Here is an 18,797-nt window from a genome sequence, read left to right as displayed (position 1 = left end):
AATGCATCGTGAACTGGACGAAATGGATAACTTTTCCTAAAATCTGCCGCACAATAATAAAGCTTAAAATTATAACTATAAAATGCCAAAACCTATCCATATGCTGGTGGAGCAGCTCGGGCTTAAGCGACAGCATCGTGCGCTACATTTACAGTTTTCACATCCTCCTTTAAATCATCAGGTTTTGATTCAGCGTATTGAGGGTCAGCATCAGATCAATCAAGGCCTGCAGGCTGAACTGATCTGTCTTTCCACTCATGCTCATATTGCCTTGAAACAGTTTATCGGCTGTCGGGTGGCCATTGATCAGGTCACAGACCGGGGTGAACTTTTCCGGACTACGGGCATTATTACTGCAGCCAGTCAAGGGCAGAATGATGGAGCTTTGACCCTGTATAAATTGACGCTAAATGATCCGACTGCACTCTGGCAGAAGCGCCGTAACAGTCGGGTTTTTATGAATAAGACGGTGCGCGAGATCAGTGAAATCCTGTTCAGTGAATGGCAAAACAGAAGTGCATTATTCGCGGCCAGTCTCAGCCTGGATTTGACAGGACTCAGCCGAGACTATGATGTCCGGCCTTTTGTGATGCAGTCTAATGAATCGGATTATGATTTTCTGACCCGTTTATGGCGTAGCGAAGGAATTAACTGGCTGATTGATGAAAAGCAATTAACTGTACCTGTATCAGCCAGCGAGATTCAAGCTCAGCTTTTAAAACTGGTAGATCATTCTCAATGTTTTTCAGCTTTAAAACGCCGCTCCATCCGGTTTCATCGCAGTCATGCCACCGAACAGCTCGACACGCTGAACAGTCTGATTGCGGTACGTCAGCTCAATCCGAATAGTACCCAGACCCAGCGTTGGCATGCCCAGCAACTTGCCCAGGATCAAAGCCAGCCTTTATTCAGTAATCATCAGCAAAGTGATATCCATGCAAATGCCACTCTTCAGCTTGAAGATGCGTGGAACATCAGTCCGGCTTGGACCGGCGACTTAAATCATGAGGATCAGGTGACAGCATCTGGTATAGCCCAACTGGATCGACTCAATCAGCAGCTCAGTGACTATCATGCTTTGCAGTCTAAATATTTTAAAGCCAGTAGCAGCGTACGAGATGCTCAGGTTGGATACTGGTTTGAACTGCAACAGCATCCTGAAATTGATCAGCATCCTGCCCATCAACGTGAATTTCTGATTTTAGCTAAGCGGTTTTATAACCAGAACAATTTACCCAAAGATATCTTATCTCAGCTGGACAGTTTGCTTGAGAAGAGCGGCTGGCAGATGACACAGGACGAACGACAGGCCAATGAACTACAGATGGTGCGCCGTGAAATCCAGGTTGTTCCTGAGTACCACCCCTTCATTCATCGGCCTGCTGCATATCCGCAACGGGCTCGAGTGGTCGGACCTGAAGGTGAAACGATTCATGTCGATGCATGGGGGCGGGTGAAAGTTCGTTTTCTGTTTACCCGGAGTGAGGATCATCAGCATGATGGCGGCGCAGGTAGCAATGACAATGATAGCGATTCTGCTTGGGTGGATGTTTTGACCCCTTGGGCGGGTGAGGGTTATGGCATCAGGTTGCATCCGCGAATTGGCGAAATTGTAGTGATTGACTTCTTTGAAGGTGATATCGACCGGCCCTTTGTGGTGGGACGGATTCATGAAGCAGAACGGTATCCGACCATGTTTGATGCGAAAGGAGAACTTCCTGCGACCAAAAAACTTAGTGGTATCCGTTCTCAGGAGGTCGATGGCGAAGGTTTTAACCAGCTTCGTTTTGATGATACCCCTGAACAGATCAGTGTACAGCTGCAAAGTAGTCATGCAGCCAGTCAGCTCAATCTGGGAAATCTAAGTCACCCCAAAGAAAGTGAAAGCAGTGAAGGTCGAGGTGAAGGTTTTGAACTAAGGACAGACCAGTGGGGTGCCCTACGAGCAGGAAACGGCTTGCTGATTTCCACTTATCGACAAGATTCAGCAGCAGGCAATCACCTAGAGGCTGACCCAGCCAAAGAGCAGCTTGAATCGAATCTCAATCATAGTAAAGCCTTGAGTGATATTGCAGAAAAACAGCAGGCTGATCCATTGGAATTTTTTGATAGTTTAAAACAGTTTCTGAATCAGATTGAAGCTGAAGACCGGGGCAAAGCTACTGCATTTAAACAGGCGGTGATGCTGTTAACCGCACCCCAATCGATTGCACTGAGCACAAAGGAAAATATCCATTTATCCGCTGATCAGCAAATCAATCAGAGTGCGGGGGACAATATTCATTTTTCCACACAGAAATCTTTAGTTGCTCATGCACAGGACCGGATCAGTTTGTTCGCTGCTCAAGAAGGCGTAAGTGTCTATGCAGCTCAAGGCAAAATTGAAATACAAGCCCAAGATGATGCAATTGAAGCGATTGCCCGCAAGGTAATCAAGCTTATTTCGACTGAAGACAAGATCGAAATCACCAGTCCGAAAGAGATTGTACTGACCGCTGGAGGGTCTCAAATTAAGGTAAATAGTGGCGGGGTATTTGTCACGACTGGCGGAAAATTTGAGTGTAAGGCGGGGCAACATAATTTTATGGGAGGGGCTAAAGTCTCTTATGAAATACCTCAGCTTCCGAATAATGCTTTATATAGCAATAGGCTGGATATATATGATCTATTTTGGCAGTCCGATTTCAGTTCAATAAATTATAAAGCTTTTATTCCTGATACTAATTCGTATATTTCAGGTCAGCTTGATGCGCACGGTCGTACTGGAAAAATTACTACAGCTGATTCCTCTAAAGTAGAAATTTTGGTAGGGCTCAATGATGAATGGGGATTAAGTGTCCAAGGTTATGATGTTGATGACCTGATTGAGCAGAATAATAAATAGGAGATAAAAATAAAAATGACAAATAAGTCTTTAGCAACAGTACAAATTCTAGATTTGTTAGGAAATCCAATTCCTAAAGTTCAATATGAAGTCAAAAATAGTAAGACAGGTCAACATGTAGTACGGGGTTCTACCAATTCCAAGGGGTGCCTTTATGAAATTCAAAGGGACAAAGGAACGGTTTTAGATATATATGTCAAAAGCCTTTTAGGTGGAGGTATGAAAAAAGTTCAGACTTTCATAATGGCGAAAGACCGTATGCTGGTTACGGTTATAAGTCCTAAAATTCTCTTGGATTTAAAAACAGTAGAAAATAATGAAAATAAAGGAAGTTATAAACGTAAAACACATAAGGTTAAAAAAGGTGAAACTTTATCATCTATTGCACAACAGTATCACACCACAATCCGAGTGCTCGAAAGGCTGAATGGGATAAAAGATGTCAATAAAATCAGCATAGGACAAGTAATTAAACTTCCAATTAATATGCCTGCTACAGGAAATAATACAAGTATTGATAGAAAGCCAAACCCTCAAAAAAATGCTTCTCAAAATAATAAGTCTCAATCATCAGAGAAAAGTAAAAAAGAGACTAAACAGGCTGATAAAGGAATTGTGAATACAGTTGAAGAGTATGAGAAGAAAGCATTAGAGCAGCTTAATGAATGGTATGAAGAAGGTAAGAAAGCTTTATCGGATGCAATAAAAATTGATATGAAAGAGGATCGCAGTCAGGATGGCGGAACACCGAAAACTGATACTTCCAATTTATGTAAAACTAATCCTCAATGTATATCTCAAGGCAAAAGTGAACTTATTAGAGAGGTTAATATCAGGCTAGCAGGCTTTGGTGGCGCATTACCTACAGATGAATTTACTCCTTTAACAGCGGAATGTATAAAGCAATTTCAACGGGATTATATGGGGGTTCCTGAAACTGGAAAAATATGCGGAAGTTTTTTAGCAGCTTTAGATAAGTTCCGTGATGAATATGGAATTGCAAATTTTATGACTAAAGCTAGTTGTCCCTGTGGTCAGTGTTCAGGTTATGGTAATAATAGAAGAGGTATTAAATCTGGTTTGAATACTGCTAATGAATATCCAGGATTGCATAGATCTTTAATATGGATATTAAAAGCATTAAATTTTTATTTAAAAAATGAATTTAAATATAAAGGTCTTGAAGTGGCTTATATAGAATCTGGTTATAGATGTATAAATGATAATAAGAAAAAAGGCAGAACTACAGTAAATCATATGGGTTTAGCATTAGATATACATATTAATAAAAATGGGAAGAGGACTAAGGCTATAGAAGATATAGAGTTTATTAGAAAAAAAATTATGACTATAAAAATGAGAGCAAGTGAAGAAAGGGCTTCTGATAAAATATATTTAGAACCAAAAAAATTTAAGAGTGGAGCAAATGGAGCAACTACTTGGGTTCATTTTGATGTGACAAGATTCTCAAGTATTTGCTTTAATGATGAATACTTCAAAAAAGAAATTAAAGATCTCAATGGAAATCCGGTAGTTGAGATTATTAAATCACTAAATATGAATTCTATTTTAAATTGTGCAGGAATAATCGTAAATACTTCTACTATTTCTAAAATAACAGATCAAACTATTGAGGATCTGGTAAAAGAATTAGGTGATGCGATTGCTAGTGGTGAAGGTAGCTATGAAGCTTGGAATGCAGGAGCTCCAGAAGGAAAAAGAGTTAAATACGGAAAAATGAATGACTTGCCAGGTACAATCACTGAAAAAACTATTGATGAAATTTTAGACGCTGCGAAAAAATATAGATGGGATGACAATAGAAGAAGATTTGCCACTGGAAAATATCAAACAATTCCTTCTACTTTAGCAGCAGCTAAAGCGAGACTAAATTTGAGTGGTAATGAATTATATGATCCTGCTATGCAAGAAAGAGTCTTTAAGGAGCATTTATTAAGAGGTCGTTCATCTATCTACAGCTTGATTATTAAAGGTGATAAAACTGTAGAGCAGGCCATGGTTGATGCTTCGAAAGAGTGGGCTTCAATTGCTTTACCGAAGGGAGAAAAGAATAAATATGGAATTATTTCTGATGGTAGTATCGGTTATCATGAATCTAAAACGAATAAAGCAAATAAACATTCTACCGAAAAAGTTAAAGTTATATTTGAAAAAATTCATGCTTATCATTCAAATAAATAGGTTTTAAATATGAAATCCAAATTAATTTTATCATTGTTTTTTAATGGTTTATTATTTTCAAGTTGTACATACCCAAAAGAAAATATATTAATAACATCAAATAATGTATCAAGATGTTATTTTGAAAGTGAAGTTGTTGATTTTTGTTCTAGAAACAAGATTGAAATCTATAATCAACATATTAAAGATTTGCCTAATTTTTCAAATAATAAAATATTATTAATTTTAAATCATAATAGAAGTACAGGTAAAGGTGAAAGTAGAGTTGTTAAGCTGATAGTTATATTAGATCCTCTAGAAAAAAAAGTAATTCCTGTGCCTCAGATGGTAGGTAATTTTGTCGATGGTAATTTAAGGGAAATTAATGATGATCCTGCTATTATAAAATATAATAAAAAAGATAATAAAGTTTGTTTATCAGGGACTACCTACTTTTTAGAAAATAATAATATTAATATTGAAAATGAATGTTATAAGTTTGAAAAAGGACGTGTAAATAAAATAGAGGGCTTAAGATTAAATGGTATTGAAGAATTTTCTAAGTTGCCCTATTCATCTGATATTCATTTTAAGTGTATAAATAATATTAAATTAAATCAATGTAATAACTTGAGATTAATATCTTCGCAAAAAATATTAAATAAGTATAATTTTATTAACCCTCAAGATGGAATGAGTGTTTTTCTGAAAGGGGAAAAAGATTTCTTTTTAATAGTATCTCCATTTTTTGATGAAGAGGGAGCTAATTTAAGGATTATGAAAGTTAAAAATTTTAATTTAATTTCAGAAAAATATATTTATGCAGGAAAAAATGTAAATATTGATGGTAATTTAAACATAAAATATTTTGAAGGAAATAATAAAAAAGAATTCTCATTCTAAGAATAATTAATTTAAAAAGCCGGCTTCCACCGGCTTTTTCTTTTACCCTTCCAAAACCTCTTCCAGCAACTCCTCACTCGGCGCAAAGTAATATGCGCCATCCAATGGGGTTACGAAATGCAGCAGACGGTCATGAATACTATCGCCAGAGGTACCGAACATACGTTCTAACATAGCATCAATAATCGTAAGGTCTTTGGTATAAGCTATAAAGAATAGCCCCTGGTCACCACGTCCGTCACCATAAGGTAGAGAATGACGCAGGATCTCCATTTCTTCACCTTCTTCATCTTCCACTACAGTACGTGCTACGTGCGCATTTTCAGGTTTGACCTCATCATCCAATTCAATAGATTCAAGCTTGGTACGACCCATAACCTGTTCCTGAGTATCAACTTTTAGCTTTTTCCATTTTTCCAGGTTATGCGCGTAACGCTGGGCAAAAATAAATGAACCATCTTGGAAAATACCCCAATTTTCACCTAATAACGCGACTTCAGCACGATCATCCGGGAATTGCGGATTTTCAGTTCCATCAATAAAGCCAGTTATGTCACGACCATCAAAATAGCGGAAGCAAACCCGTTCATCCAGTACTTGAACCTGATCCTGAATGCCTTCAAAAAAAGCCTGACTGAGCGCAAAACAGATATCAGCACGGGCACTGGCAATATGAATTAACACATCTGCCGGAACCACAGGCATTTCAAATGAACCTTGAATCGGCTCGAGTTGTTTAAAGCCTGCAGGAGCTTGATCATAAAGTTTTGCCCACAGTTCAGGACCAAAAGCTACGCCTGTTTTAATTTGTGCTTGGGGGTGTTGCGTGATCAGCCGATCACGAGAAGTAAACAAATGTTCGAGTTGTTCTTTTAATTTCTCAATACTCAAATCTTTAAGACGTAACACAATAAAGCGAGCATGATCTGAAGGAAGTGGCAAGATTACCGATTGGGCTGTCATTCATGGCTCCTGTAAGGATAGATCCTGTTTTTAATGTACATATTGTGCCTGAAGCTAGACAGAGTGAATAGTGCAATGCCTTATATTTAAGCAGGTTTTTAGCCTGATTTTATTGGAAGATTCATATAATATTGGGTGGGTTTTGCTGAGTGAAATGTTCATGTCCTATCAAATGTGGTTTGCCTATATGTTAGCCTGCTGGGTCATTAGTGTCTCTCCGGGCGCTGGTGCAATTGCTTCCATGTCGAGCGGACTAAATTATGGTTTTCGGCATGGTTACTGGAATGCGCTGGGTCTGCAACTGGCATTACTGGTACAAATTGCAGTGGTTGCGGCAGGCGTGGGAGTCTTGTTTGCGACAACCCCATGGGCATTTTTAGTAGTGAAATGGTTTGGTGTCGGCTATTTATTGTATTTGGCAGTTTTACAATGGAAAGCACCTGCACAATCTATCGAAATTAAACATGAATTGACAAGAAAATCTGCAGGGAAACTGGTATTGCATGGTTTCTTAGTTAATATGAGTAATCCTAAAGCCATCGTATTTTTACTGGCCGTCTTGCCGCAATTTCTGGATTTGTCTAAGCCACAATGGATTCAGTATTTGATTATGGCTGCGACAATGGTGACGATTGATCTGATTGTGATGGCGGGTTATACCGGATTGGCTGCTAAAGTTTTAAGGCTGCTTAGATCGCCGAAACAACAAAAAGTCATGAACCGGACTTTTGCCGGGTTATTTGCCGGCGCTGCATTTTTATTGAGTTTGGTGCATCAATAAAGAGTCTTTGCTCTCTCCTTAAAGGAGAGAGGCGGAATAGATCATTAGAAAATCATAATGATTTAACAGAAAGATTAATTCAGCTTTTTAAACTTCTGCACACAGAAGATCAGTGCAAATAGCACCGCCATGGTCAGTACAATGGTTAAACCAGTCGAAGTATTGAGACCGGCACTCGACCATAGGCCCACGGTCACCCCAATTTGCGCAATCACGAATGCCCAGATCACCATTTGTTTGGGTGAGTGTGCAAGTAATCGTGCAGTCAGGGCAGGGATCACCAGTAATGCCCCCATCAAGAGTGAACCGACTGCTTTCAGCGCAAGCACGGTAAACAATGCCAATAACAACATAAAGATCAGGCGTTGCCATTTGGCATTTACACCTTCACTGACCGCCATGTCCGGATCAATCGCGATTTGAATCTGCGCTTGCCAGCTTTTATAGAGGACGGCTAAGGCCAGAATAATCACAATGGCAAAGGTGGGTAAGTCCGTCCAAGAAATCGTTAGTAGATCACCAAATAGATAGCTGAGAAGTTCCGGTCTTAAACTCGGTAAATGCTGAATGAACAATAATCCCGAGCAAAGCAGTGTTGCTGAACATAAGGCCAGCAAAGCATCATTGGGTAGGCGCGGATCATGCAGCACCCACAAAATACCTACCAATAATAAGGCAATAAAAGTGACTCCCATCCAGAGCGGTAAACTTAAAGCTCCAGCAATGGCAACACCGAGTAAAGTACCGTGTGCCATGGTATCGGCAAAGAATGACATACGCCGCCAGAGCATGAGACAGCCCAGCGGAGCAGTCAGAAATACCAACAGCGTTCCCATGATCCATGCAGGTAAAAGGAGTTGTAACCAATCCATCATGGTTTAAGCTTCCGGCTCGGGGTGAATATGAGGGCGTGAATCATGCTGACAGGGAGTGGCAGAATCGCCATGCGCGCAATGATCATGATGATGCTGATAGAACACTCGATTGGTGCCAAAAATTGCCTGATATTCGGGATGTTGCTGCACGCTTTCCGGCAGCCCACTACAGCAGATATGCTTGTTCAAGCACACGACTCGAGTCGTACCTTGCATCACCCATTGCAGGTCATGTGAAACCATCAGTACGGCACAGCCATATTTTTCCGGCAAGTTACGCACATATTCATACAGTTCAGCTTCGGACTGGATGTCCAGACCTTGCATCGGTTCATCGAGGACTAAAATGTCCGGCTGGCGTAATAAGGCGCGGGCCAATAGCACCCGCTGACGTTCGCCGCCAGACAACTGCTGCACTTTAGAATCTTGCAGTTTACTAATGCCGGTATCGCGAATAATTTCGGTTTTAATCTCGGACGGACACTTTTCTAGTGCCAATAAATCTTTCACCCGTAGTGGCAAGCTATGTGAGGGATTGAATTTCTGTGGCACATAAGAGAATTTGAGTTTGCGCGCAGTCTTGATCTCACCTGATTGCGGTTTCAAAATGCCCAGCATGACTTTAATTAAGGTCGATTTACCAGCACCATTGGGACCAATCAGTGTGACAATTTCTTTCTCTTGTAACGAGAAATCAATGGCTTTTAAGATGTCGCGCTCATCGATTTTGACCCAGATCCTGGAGAGCTGAATCAGGGGAGAGGCACTTAAGCTTTGTTGCGGCACTGCTGACAAATTCCTGAAATTTCGATAATGCTGTGATGTGCCGTGAAGTCGTCAGAGCTGGCCAGTGCATCGAGTTGATCGAGCAGGCCCTGAGCCGACGCTTCTTTGACGGCTTTACATTCGGTACAGATTAAAAAAGCGGCCTGATGCCCTTCACGTGGATGGCAACAGGGAATATAGGCATTGATCGAGGTCAGGCGATGAATCAGCCCTTTGCTTAATAAAAAATCCAGAGTGCGATACACCGTTGGTGGTGCTGCAGGACGATCGCTGGCATTTTTCATTTGTGCCAGCAGATCATAGGCGCCCATCGGGCCATGCGCATTCAGAATGAGTTCCAGCACTTCTTTACGTAAAGGTGTAAGGCGTGCGCCGCTTGCTGCACAAAGACTTTCCGCTTCAGCAAGACGTTGTGCGACATTGGGATGGTCGTGCACGCCGTGCAATGCGTTGTGGTGTTCGTGCGAACAGGAACCCATAGTTCACCTCAAGTGCGAAACTGAAAATTAATAGATTTCAAATCTTAACATGAAGCGTTCTGAGTTTCGATTGGGCATAGGTATTTTTGTATTTTTGTTATATTATAACACTTCCTGATTTTATCGTTTTTAAGTGATTTCTACTCATGTTCCGTCTCCTTGCAATCAGTCTGCTCGCATTGTTCAGTACACTCAGTTGGTCACAAAGTCTGGTGGTGTCTACGCAGCCGATCTATCTGATTGCCAAGAAAATTACCCAGGGTGTGGAACAGCCGACTTTATTACTGGCTAACCAAAGTGGACATGATGTGAGTCTGACTCCGGCGCATCGAAAAACTATTCAGGATGCAGGACTGGTGATCTGGTTGGGGCAGGCGCATGAAGCACCCTTAGCGAAAGTGCTGAATGAAAGTAATAAAGGTATCGCACTTTTAGACTCCGGGATTTTGACCACCTTGCCGATGCGTAATCCACGTGGCGAGGCCTTAAAAAATACCGTTGACACGCATGTCTGGCTCGACCCGAATAATGCAGTGCGGATTGGTTTCTTTATTGCAGCGTTACGTTCGCAGCAACTGCCAGAGCATCGTGAACGCTACTGGAAAAATGCCCGTGACTTTGCACAAAACATGTTTGCGACGGCCCAGCGTTATAGTTCAAGCAACAAAGCCAAACCTTATTGGTCTTATCACGATGCCTACCAGTATCTTGAGCGCTCACTTAATTTAAAATTTATGGGGGCACTGACCGATGATCCGCATGTCTCGCCAACCGTGGCGCAAATCAAGTTTTTGCAGGATCATCGTCCACAGCGCAAAATGTGTCTGCTGGCCGAAGGTCATGCCAGTGAAAACCAGTATCGCAAACTCAATCCGGTACTGTTCCAGCATGTCGATGAAAGCATGAGCGGGGCAGGGAACTTTGTGCAGGCTTGGCAGCAATTGGCCACAGAAACCCAGAAATGTGTACTAAATGCACGCTAATGATTTAAAAAATAGACAGATTTTGATTAGTTTAACAGCAGTGACCCGATTTAAAAAAACACGACTAAGGTCGGGAAAAGATTGCATGTTCAGGGGTGTAACTCTATAATGCCTGCGATTAAAAATAATCACCTGTTAAACTTGTCAAGCATGATTGCTGTGAGTGAATAAATAATGAGCCGAACTAGTCGCTTGATTGACCGACGATTAGCGAAAGCTTTGGTCCTCCTGCAAGCCTGTATGATCCCTGTTTCAGCCTTGATCGGCTGGGTCGTGAAAGACTCAACCGCAGCCTTGAGTGCAGCATTAGGTGCACTGGTATGTTGGCTCGCGACTTGTTATTTTTCGTGGCAATCGTTTCGAGCAGCAGGAGCCCGCGCGTCTAAACAAGTTCTTTCGAACATGTATAAAGGCTTGATGGGAAAGTTTGCCATTGTGATTGTTGGTTTCATTTTAATTTTAAGCAATGTTAAACCGTTGTCAGCGGTGGCGTTGTTTTGTGGTTTTATACTTGTTCAAGCCATGTCGTGGGTCGCTCCGTTTTGGGCGTCACGTCTACAAAAATGAGTATAAGCACAACAAGAAATTGAAAAGTTTTTCAGGAGCAGGCGAGATATCAAGCAGCACGCGATATTCGTTTGTTCTATTAGTTTTTTGACATTGACCAGGTGTGATTTATGGCTGCTGAAGAACATGCCCTTACTTCGACCGAGTATATCAAGCATCACTTGACCAACATGACCTATGGCAAAATGCCGGACGGTACGTGGAAATTGGCCGAGAGCGGTGCTGAAGCTCAACAGATGGGGTTCACTGCTATTCACTTGGATTCAATGGGTTGGTCTATCGGACTGGGTCTGATTTTCTGTTTGTTGTTCTGGTTGGTTGCGAAAGCGGCTAATGCTGGTGTTCCTACCAAGTTCCAGTCTGCAATTGAAATGATTATCGAGTTTGTAGATTCAAGTGTACGTGATACCTTCCACGGGAAGTCTCGATTAATTGCACCCTTAGCATTAACCATTTTCGTGTGGATTTTCCTCATGAACTTGATGGATTTGATCCCTGTTGACTTTATTCCTTATGTAGCTCAACACGCGATTGCTTCTATGCTGGGTGTAGACCCTCATCAGGTTTACTTTAAAATTGTTCCGACTACAGATCCAAACATTACCCTCGGTATGTCTATTTCTGTATTCTTCTTAATTATTTTCTATAGTATTCGTGAGAAAGGTGTTGGCGGCTTCGTTGGTGAGTTAGCACTGAACCCATTTAACCCAAGTAATCCAGTTGCTAAAGTGCTTTTAATTCCATTCAACTTATTGTTGGAATTGACTACTTTCTTGGCGCGACCAGTTTCATTGGCTCTACGACTGTTCGGTAACATGTATGCGGGTGAGTTAATCTTCATTCTTATCGCGTTATTACCGTTCTGGATCCAGTGGGCGTTGTCTGTGCCTTGGGCGATTTTCCACATTTTGATTATTACGCTACAAGCATTCATTTTCATGATGTTGACTATCGTGTACATGAGTATGGCAAGCGAAAAGCATTAATGGTATTGCCTAACTGTCAACGGATGGTTGGGCACACAATTTTTTAACTTAATTTGGTATAAAACCTAACCTCTGAGGAATTATCATGGAACTCACTTTAGGTCTAGTTGCAATTGCATCTGCTATCTTGATCGCTTTCGGTGCTTTAGGTACTGCGATTGGTTTTGGTCTTCTAGGCGGCCGTTTCCTTGAAGCTGTAGCTCGTCAACCAGAATTGGCTCCACAACTTCAAACTCGTATGTTCTTAATCGCGGGTCTTCTTGATGCTGTGCCTATGATCGGTGTTGGTATTGGCTTGTTCTTCATCTTCGCTAATCCATTTGTAGGTTAATCAGCTTAATTCCGAAATTCACTATTTGAGGAATTTGCAATGAATATCAACCTCACATTGTTTGGCCAAGCGATTGCGTTTGCGATTTTTGTCGCATTCTGCATGAAGTTTGTATGGCCACCACTAATCAATGCGATTAGTGAACGTCAGCGTAAAATCGCTGATGGCTTAAATGCTGCTGAAAAAGCGAAGGCTGACCTTGCAGATGCGCAAGCACAAGTGAAAGCTGAGTTAGACGCGGCAAAAGCACAAGCGGCTCAATTGATCGAACAAGCGAACCGTCGTGGTGCACAATTGATCGAAGAAGCGCGTACCCAAGCTGCGGCTGAAGGTGAGCGTATTCGTCAACAGGCTAAAGAAGCTGTTGATACTGAAATCAATGCTGCTCGCGAAGAATTGCGTCAACAAGTGGCTGCTCTTGCAGTAACTGGTGCTGAGAAAATTCTTAGCCAGCAAGTTGATGCAGAAGCTCACAATGCCATGCTGACTCAGCTGGCTGCTAAACTTTAAGAGAGGCGGATTATGGCTGAACTCTTGACGTTGGCACGCCCATACGCTAAAGCAGCATTTGCTTACGCTTCTGAGCAGGGTGCAACTGACTCTTGGTCAACAGCACTTGAATTGCTCAGTGCTGCGGTGCAAGACGAAGCATTTTCAGCTTATCTAAATCGCCCTGAGCTTACACCTGCTGAGCAGGTGGCTCTTTTTGCGAAAGTTTTAGGTGAAGACCAAACTGCAGCAGTGTCTAACTTCCTGACATTGCTTGCAGAGAATAACCGTTTGGTTCTTCTTCCTGAGATTGCAGCAGAATATGAGCAGCTTAAATCACAGAATAACAATACTGTGGATGTAGTAATTGAATCTGCATTCCCATTAACTTCAGTACAAGAACAATTACTTGCGCATGCATTAGAGAAGAAATTCGAAGCTGCCGTAAATGTTTCTGTAGAAGTTAACCCGGCGCTGATTGCTGGTGTAGTTATTCGTGCAGGCGACCAAGTGATAGATGATTCTGCGCTTAACAAGCTTGAAAAAATGCGTACTCGTCTTCTTGCTTAATTGCATTTAGAAGACTGAACTTTAAAAAGATTGAGGTATAGCGCAATGCAACAACTGAATCCATCCGAGATCAGTGCGCTCATTAAACAGCGTATCGGCGATCTGGACACCAGCGCAACCGCTAAGAACGAAGGAACCATTGTTATGGTTTCCGACGGTATTGTGCGTATTCACGGCTTAGCTGACGCTATGTACGGTGAAATGATCGAATTCGACGGCGGCCTTTACGGTATGGCACTGAACCTAGAACAGGATTCAGTGGGCGTCGTTGTTTTAGGTAACTACTTAAGCCTTCAAGAAGGTCAAAAAGCGCGTTGCACAGGTCGTGTATTAGAAGTTCCGGTTGGTCCAGAACTTTTAGGCCGTGTAGTAGATGCTTTGGGTAACCCGATTGATGGTAAAGGCCCTATTGATGCAAAATTAACTGATGCTGTTGAAAAAGTAGCACCAGGCGTAATTTGGCGTCAATCAGTGGATCAACCTGTACAAACTGGTTATAAATCAGTAGATACAATGATCCCTGTAGGCCGTGGTCAACGTGAGTTGATCATTGGTGACCGTCAAACTGGTAAAACAGCAATGGCGATCGACGCGATCATCGCTCAGAAAAACTCTGGCATTAAATGTGTATATGTAGCAATCGGTCAAAAACAATCGACTATCGCTAACGTGGTACGCAAGCTAGAAGAAACTGGCGCTATGGCGTATACAACTGTTGTAGCAGCAGCTGCAGCTGATCCAGCAGCAATGCTGTATCTAGCTCCGTACTCTGGCTGTACAATGGGCGAATACTTCCGTGACCGCGGTGAAGATGCGTTAATCATTTATGATGACTTGTCTAAGCAAGCTGTTGCTTACCGTCAAATTTCATTGCTTTTACGCCGTCCACCAGGTCGTGAAGCGTATCCAGGTGACGTGTTCTATCTACACTCGCGTCTACTTGAACGTGCTTCTCGTGTATCTGCTGACTACGTTGAGAAATTCACTAACGGTGAAGTTAAAGGCCAAACTGGTTCATTAACTGCATTGCCGATTATTGAAACTCAAGCGGGTGACGTATCTGCATTCGTACCAACCAACGTAATTTCGATTACTGATGGTCAGATCTTCCTTGAAACATCATTATTCAACGCAGGTATTCGTCCTGCTGTGAACGCGGGTATCTCTGTATCTCGTGTTGGTGGTTCAGCGCAAACTAAGATCATCAAGAAATTGTCTGGTGGTATCCGTACTGCTTTGGCGCAATACCGTGAATTGGCAGCATTTGCTCAGTTCGCTTCTGATCTTGACGAAGCAACTCGTAAGCAACTTGAACATGGTCAACGTGTAACTGAGTTAATGAAGCAAAAACAATATGCTCCATACTCAATTGCTGACCAAGCTGTTTCAATTTATGCATCTAACGAAGGCTACATGGCTGACGTAGACGTTAAGAAAATCGTAGACTTTGATGCTGCGTTGATTTCTTACTTCCGTTCAGAACATGCTGCGTTAATGCAACAAATCGATGCCTCTGGTGATTACAACAAAGACATCGAAGCTGCAATCAAAGCAGGTATTGAAAGCTTTAAAGCGACTCAAACTTACTAATTTCAACCTCTGTTGAATTTAGTGTCGGTTTGGTTCACGGAATCAACCTTCGGAAGCTCGCAAGGGCTTTCGAATACTAGGTTAAGCGTATGGCAAATTTAAAAGAAATTCGCGCCAAAGTAGCTAGTATCAAGAGCACGCAGAAGATTACTCGAGCGATGCAAATGGTAGCAGCTTCTAAGATGCGTCGTGCGCAAGAGCGCATGGCTCAAGGCCGTCCGTATGCCGAAAATATGCACCGTGTAATTGCTCATTTGGTCCAAGCGAACCCTGAATACAAACACCGTTATATGGTTGAACGCCCGGTTAAGCGCGTTGGCTATATCATTGTGTCTTCAGATCGTGGCCTTGCTGGTGGTTTGAACATTAACCTGTTCAAGAAAGTGGTTAAACACGTTCAACAGCAACAAGAGCAGTCAATTGAAGTTCAATTTGCTTTAATTGGTCAAAAAGCGGTTTCGTTTTTTAAAAACTACGGCGGTAAAGTGCTTGGTGCGACGACGCAAGTCGGCGATGCCCCAAGTCTTGAGCAGTTATCTGGTTCTGTACAGGTGATGTTGGATGCTTATGATAAAGGCGAGTTAGATCGTATTTATCTGGTGTCAAACGGCTTTGTCAATGCCATGACTCAAAATCAAAAGATCGAACAACTTGTTCCTTTGGCTGCTGCTGAAGAAGACAAGAATCTGAACCGTCAATACGGTTGGGATTATATCTACGAGCCTGAAGCTGAAGAGCTTTTAAATGGCTTGTTGGTTCGCTATATCGAGTCTGTGGTGTATCAAGGTGTGATTGAAAACATCGCATGTGAGCAGTCTGCACGTATGGTCGCTATGAAAGCAGCGACAGACAACGCAGGCGAGATCATTAAGAGCCTGCAACTTATTTATAACAAGCTGCGTCAAGCCGCGATTACTCAGGAAATTTCTGAGATCGTTGGTGGTGCCGCTGCCGTTTAACATTATTTTGAATTGAGGAGACAGCAATGAATAGCGGTCGTATCATTCAGATCATCGGCGCGGTTATCGACGTCGAGTTTGAACGCAACAGCGTTCCTAAGATCTATGACGCTCTCCAAGTAGATGGTACTGAAACTACTTTAGAAGTTCAGCAACAGCTTGGTGATGGCGTAGTTCGTACTATTGCAATGGGTTCTACTGAAGGCCTTAAGCGTGGTTTGAACGTAACTAACACTAACGCGCCGATTTCTGTACCAGTAGGTACAGCGACTCTAGGCCGTATCATGGACGTTCTTGGTCGCCCGATCGACGAAGCTGGTCCTGTTGCGACTGAAGCGCGTTTACCAATTCACCGTCAAGCGCCTTCTTATGCAGAACAAGCGGCTTCTACTGACCTTTTAGAAACTGGTATTAAAGTCATTGACTTACTTTGCCCGTTTGCGAAAGGTGGTAAAGTTGGTCTGTTCGGTGGTGCCGGTGTTGGTAAAACTGTAAACATGATGGAGTTGATCAACAACATCGCGAAAGCTCACTCAGGTTTATCTGTGTTTGCTGGTGTTGGTGAGCGTACTCGTGAAGGTAACGACTTCTATCACGAAATGAAAGATTCTAACGTTCTAGACAAAGTAGCAATGGTCTACGGTCAGATGAACGAGCCACCGGGTAACCGTTTACGCGTAGCGTTGACTGGTCTTACTATGGCTGAATATTTCCGTGATGAGAAAGACGAAAACGGTAAAGGCCGTGACGTACTATTGTTCGTAGATAACATCTATCGTTATACACTAGCGGGTACTGAAGTATCAGCACTTCTAGGTCGTATGCCATCTGCAGTAGGTTACCAGCCTACACTTGCAGAAGAGATGGGTGTTCTTCAAGAACGTATTACATCGACTAAGTCTGGTTCTATTACGTCAATCCAAGCGGTATACGTACCTGCCGATGACTTAACAGATCCATCGCCTGCTACAACGTTTGCTCACTTAGACGCAACTGTTGTATTGAGCCGTGACATCGCATCTTCTGGTATTTACCCAGCGATCGATCCACTAGACTCAACTTCACGCCAGTTAGATCCGTTAGTTGTTGGTCAAGAGCATTATGAAATTGCACGTTCTGTACAGAACGTATTGCAACGTTATAAAGAGCTTAAAGACATCATCGCGATTCTTGGTATGGACGAGCTTGCTGAAGAAGATAAACTGGTTGTTTACCGTGCGCGTAAAATCCAGCGTTTCTTCTCTCAACCGTTCCACGTAGCTGAAGTATTTACTGGTGCTCCTGGTAAATTAGTATCTCTTAAAGAAACGATTCGTGGCTTTAAAGGTCTTCTAGCTGGTGAATACGATCACATCCCAGAACAAGCGTTCTACATGGTTGGTGGTATTGACGAAGTTATTGCTAAAGCCGAGAAACTTTAATTAGCTACTCTAATTTAGGAGATTCTCATGGCGACTATGCAATGTGATGTTGTAAGTGTTCAGGAGTCTTTGTACTCAGGCACTATAACTATGCTAATTGCAAAAGGTGCTGGCGGTGAGTTGGGTATTATGCCTGGCCATGCTCCGCTGGTAACTTTGCTCCAACCTGGCGCGATCCGCGTTATTTTGGAAAACGGTACAGAAGAGTTGATCTATGTATCTGGTGGTGTTCTAGAAGTTCAACCGCATGTTGTTACGGTTCTTGCAGATACTGCAGTCCGTGCAGAAAACTTAGATGAAGCAGCTATTGTTGAAGCGCGTAAACACGCTGAAGCATTGCTTGCGAATCAAAAGAGCGATTTGGACGCTGCTGCTGCTTTGGCTGCTCTTGCAGAAACTGCTGCACAGTTGGAAACGATCCGCAAAATCAAAAACCGCGCTCAATAAGAGACGGTTTGAGATTGAAAAAACCACCCGAAAGGGTGGTTTTTTTATGGTTCATAGGTTCTTATCATGTTTGTTTTTATATATGTGTTCATAAAAAAAGATTAAGTCTTTTTCTCTACCATAATTATTGCCAGAACCAAATGTAGCTACTACGTACAAAAAACCAAACTTTTCTAATTCAGATGCTGAAAAGTTACATTCATTATTCGTAAGGCGGTAATCCTTCTCGAATTTGTTCATTTCAAATGATAAGTAGGCTTTTTCTAACCCTTCTAATAAAAACGATGTAAATTGAGGAATAATATGAGCATATCTTAAAAAATTTTCACGATTTATTTCTTTCGCATCATATAAAAGAGCTAAACGAGCGAGCATTTTAGATTGATGGATTAAATAGACTTTATCTAAAGCATTGAGTAATTCACCACCTATTTCTAAGTTGTTTTGATTCTTGAAGATTTTTAGTAATGTTCCTGATGCTAACTTTTCACCTTCCTTTATAAATTCCAGGATATTTTTTAATTTCGCAGATTCAAATCTCAAGTGCGACACATTTGTAGTTAGTTGAAAAAGTTAGGTGTATTCGTAGAATCATTGGACTT

General features: G+C 42.0%; 19 protein-coding genes. 14 read left to right on the top strand and 5 right to left on the bottom strand.

Features of this window, described 5'->3' with window-relative positions; translation table 11 throughout:
• Positions 1–82: 82 nt before the first annotated feature.
• From PV763_RS09575 to PV763_RS09565, 3 genes are read left to right on the top strand one after another with little or no spacing between them, the layout of a single operon-like run.
• Complete coding sequence (locus tag PV763_RS09575) at positions 83–2,884, top strand: type VI secretion system Vgr family protein (protein ID WP_035341112.1); 2,802 nt, start codon at positions 83–85, stop codon at positions 2,882–2,884.
• A gap of 15 nt (positions 2,885–2,899) precedes the next feature.
• On the top strand, positions 2,900–5,086 hold the full coding sequence (locus PV763_RS09570) for a LysM peptidoglycan-binding domain-containing protein (protein ID WP_420937760.1): 2,187 nt from the start codon (positions 2,900–2,902) through the stop codon (positions 5,084–5,086).
• Positions 5,087–5,095: 9 nt separating this feature from the next.
• Complete coding sequence (locus tag PV763_RS09565) at positions 5,096–5,968, top strand: hypothetical protein (RefSeq protein ID WP_420937759.1); 873 nt, start codon at positions 5,096–5,098, stop codon at positions 5,966–5,968.
• A 42-nt stretch (positions 5,969–6,010) separates the two neighbouring features.
• Here the strand turns inward: PV763_RS09565 and PV763_RS09560 are convergent, their stop codons facing one another.
• On the bottom strand, positions 6,011–6,931 hold the full coding sequence (locus PV763_RS09560) for a Dyp-type peroxidase (RefSeq protein ID WP_420937758.1): 921 nt from the start codon (positions 6,929–6,931) through the stop codon (positions 6,011–6,013).
• Positions 6,932–7,091: 160 nt separating this feature from the next.
• Between PV763_RS09560 and PV763_RS09555 the strand changes: the two genes are divergently transcribed.
• Complete coding sequence (locus PV763_RS09555) at positions 7,092–7,712, top strand: LysE family transporter (protein ID WP_004732616.1); 621 nt, start codon at positions 7,092–7,094, stop codon at positions 7,710–7,712.
• A 74-nt stretch (positions 7,713–7,786) separates the two neighbouring features.
• On the opposite strand, the gene znuB is transcribed toward PV763_RS09555, so the two are convergent.
• Genes znuB through PV763_RS09540 form a run of 3 tightly spaced genes read right to left on the bottom strand, consistent with a single transcriptional unit; the run spans position 7,787 to position 9,852 of the window.
• Positions 7,787–8,587 (bottom strand): zinc ABC transporter permease subunit ZnuB, encoded by an 801-nt coding sequence (gene znuB, locus PV763_RS09550; RefSeq protein WP_004280978.1) that lies wholly within the window; start codon positions 8,585–8,587, stop codon positions 7,787–7,789.
• Positions 8,588–8,590: 3 nt separating this feature from the next.
• Positions 8,591–9,373, bottom strand: coding sequence for a zinc ABC transporter ATP-binding protein ZnuC (znuC, locus tag PV763_RS09545; protein ID WP_420937757.1), 783 nt, complete (start codon positions 9,371–9,373; stop codon positions 8,591–8,593).
• Positions 9,355–9,852, bottom strand: coding sequence for a transcriptional repressor (locus tag PV763_RS09540; RefSeq protein ID WP_004280980.1), 498 nt, complete (start codon positions 9,850–9,852; stop codon positions 9,355–9,357). Before PV763_RS09540 ends, znuC begins: the two co-directional genes overlap by 19 nt.
• A gap of 146 nt (positions 9,853–9,998) precedes the next feature.
• Here PV763_RS09540 and PV763_RS09535 point away from each other — a divergent pair, with 146 nt between their 5' ends.
• From PV763_RS09535 to PV763_RS09490, 10 genes are all read left to right on the top strand, one after another.
• Positions 9,999–10,835: a metal ABC transporter solute-binding protein, Zn/Mn family gene (locus PV763_RS09535; protein ID WP_420937756.1), complete on the top strand. Its 837-nt coding sequence runs from the start codon at positions 9,999–10,001 to the stop codon at positions 10,833–10,835.
• Positions 10,836–11,009: 174 nt separating this feature from the next.
• A complete protein-coding gene (locus tag PV763_RS09530; protein ID WP_004280982.1) occupies positions 11,010–11,402 on the top strand; it encodes an ATP synthase subunit I in 393 nt (130 codons plus the stop codon).
• A 110-nt stretch (positions 11,403–11,512) separates the two neighbouring features.
• A complete protein-coding gene (gene atpB / locus PV763_RS09525; RefSeq protein ID WP_004644859.1) occupies positions 11,513–12,388 on the top strand; it encodes a F0F1 ATP synthase subunit A in 876 nt (291 codons plus the stop codon).
• A gap of 85 nt (positions 12,389–12,473) precedes the next feature.
• Positions 12,474–12,719 (top strand): F0F1 ATP synthase subunit C, encoded by a 246-nt coding sequence (atpE, locus tag PV763_RS09520; RefSeq protein WP_000424060.1) that lies wholly within the window; start codon positions 12,474–12,476, stop codon positions 12,717–12,719.
• A 39-nt stretch (positions 12,720–12,758) separates the two neighbouring features.
• The gene (locus PV763_RS09515) at positions 12,759–13,229 is read left to right on the top strand and encodes a F0F1 ATP synthase subunit B (protein ID WP_004280990.1); all 471 of its coding nucleotides are present in this window, start codon (positions 12,759–12,761) and stop codon (positions 13,227–13,229) included.
• A 12-nt stretch (positions 13,230–13,241) separates the two neighbouring features.
• Positions 13,242–13,778, top strand: a complete 537-nt coding sequence (locus PV763_RS09510; RefSeq protein ID WP_420937755.1) for a F0F1 ATP synthase subunit delta — start codon at positions 13,242–13,244, stop codon at positions 13,776–13,778.
• Positions 13,779–13,823: 45 nt separating this feature from the next.
• A complete protein-coding gene (gene atpA, locus PV763_RS09505; protein ID WP_004644861.1) occupies positions 13,824–15,368 on the top strand; it encodes a F0F1 ATP synthase subunit alpha in 1,545 nt (514 codons plus the stop codon).
• An 89-nt stretch (positions 15,369–15,457) separates the two neighbouring features.
• A complete protein-coding gene (gene atpG, locus PV763_RS09500; protein ID WP_004644862.1) occupies positions 15,458–16,327 on the top strand; it encodes a F0F1 ATP synthase subunit gamma in 870 nt (289 codons plus the stop codon).
• Between the two features lie 26 nt (positions 16,328–16,353).
• Complete coding sequence (atpD, locus tag PV763_RS09495; protein WP_004644863.1) at positions 16,354–17,748, top strand: F0F1 ATP synthase subunit beta; 1,395 nt, start codon at positions 16,354–16,356, stop codon at positions 17,746–17,748.
• A gap of 27 nt (positions 17,749–17,775) precedes the next feature.
• On the top strand, positions 17,776–18,195 hold the full coding sequence (locus PV763_RS09490) for a F0F1 ATP synthase subunit epsilon (protein WP_004732608.1): 420 nt from the start codon (positions 17,776–17,778) through the stop codon (positions 18,193–18,195).
• Between the two features lie 51 nt (positions 18,196–18,246).
• Here the strand turns inward: PV763_RS09490 and PV763_RS09485 are convergent, their stop codons facing one another.
• Complete coding sequence (locus PV763_RS09485; RefSeq protein ID WP_420937754.1) at positions 18,247–18,738, bottom strand: hypothetical protein; 492 nt, start codon at positions 18,736–18,738, stop codon at positions 18,247–18,249.
• Positions 18,739–18,797 lie beyond the last annotated feature (59 nt).

The sequence above is a fragment of the Acinetobacter sp. AS5 genome, from assembly GCF_048957595.1.
Taxonomy (GTDB): Bacteria; Pseudomonadota; Gammaproteobacteria; order Pseudomonadales; family Moraxellaceae; genus Acinetobacter.
This window is presented reverse-complemented; position numbering and strand designations above follow the sequence as displayed.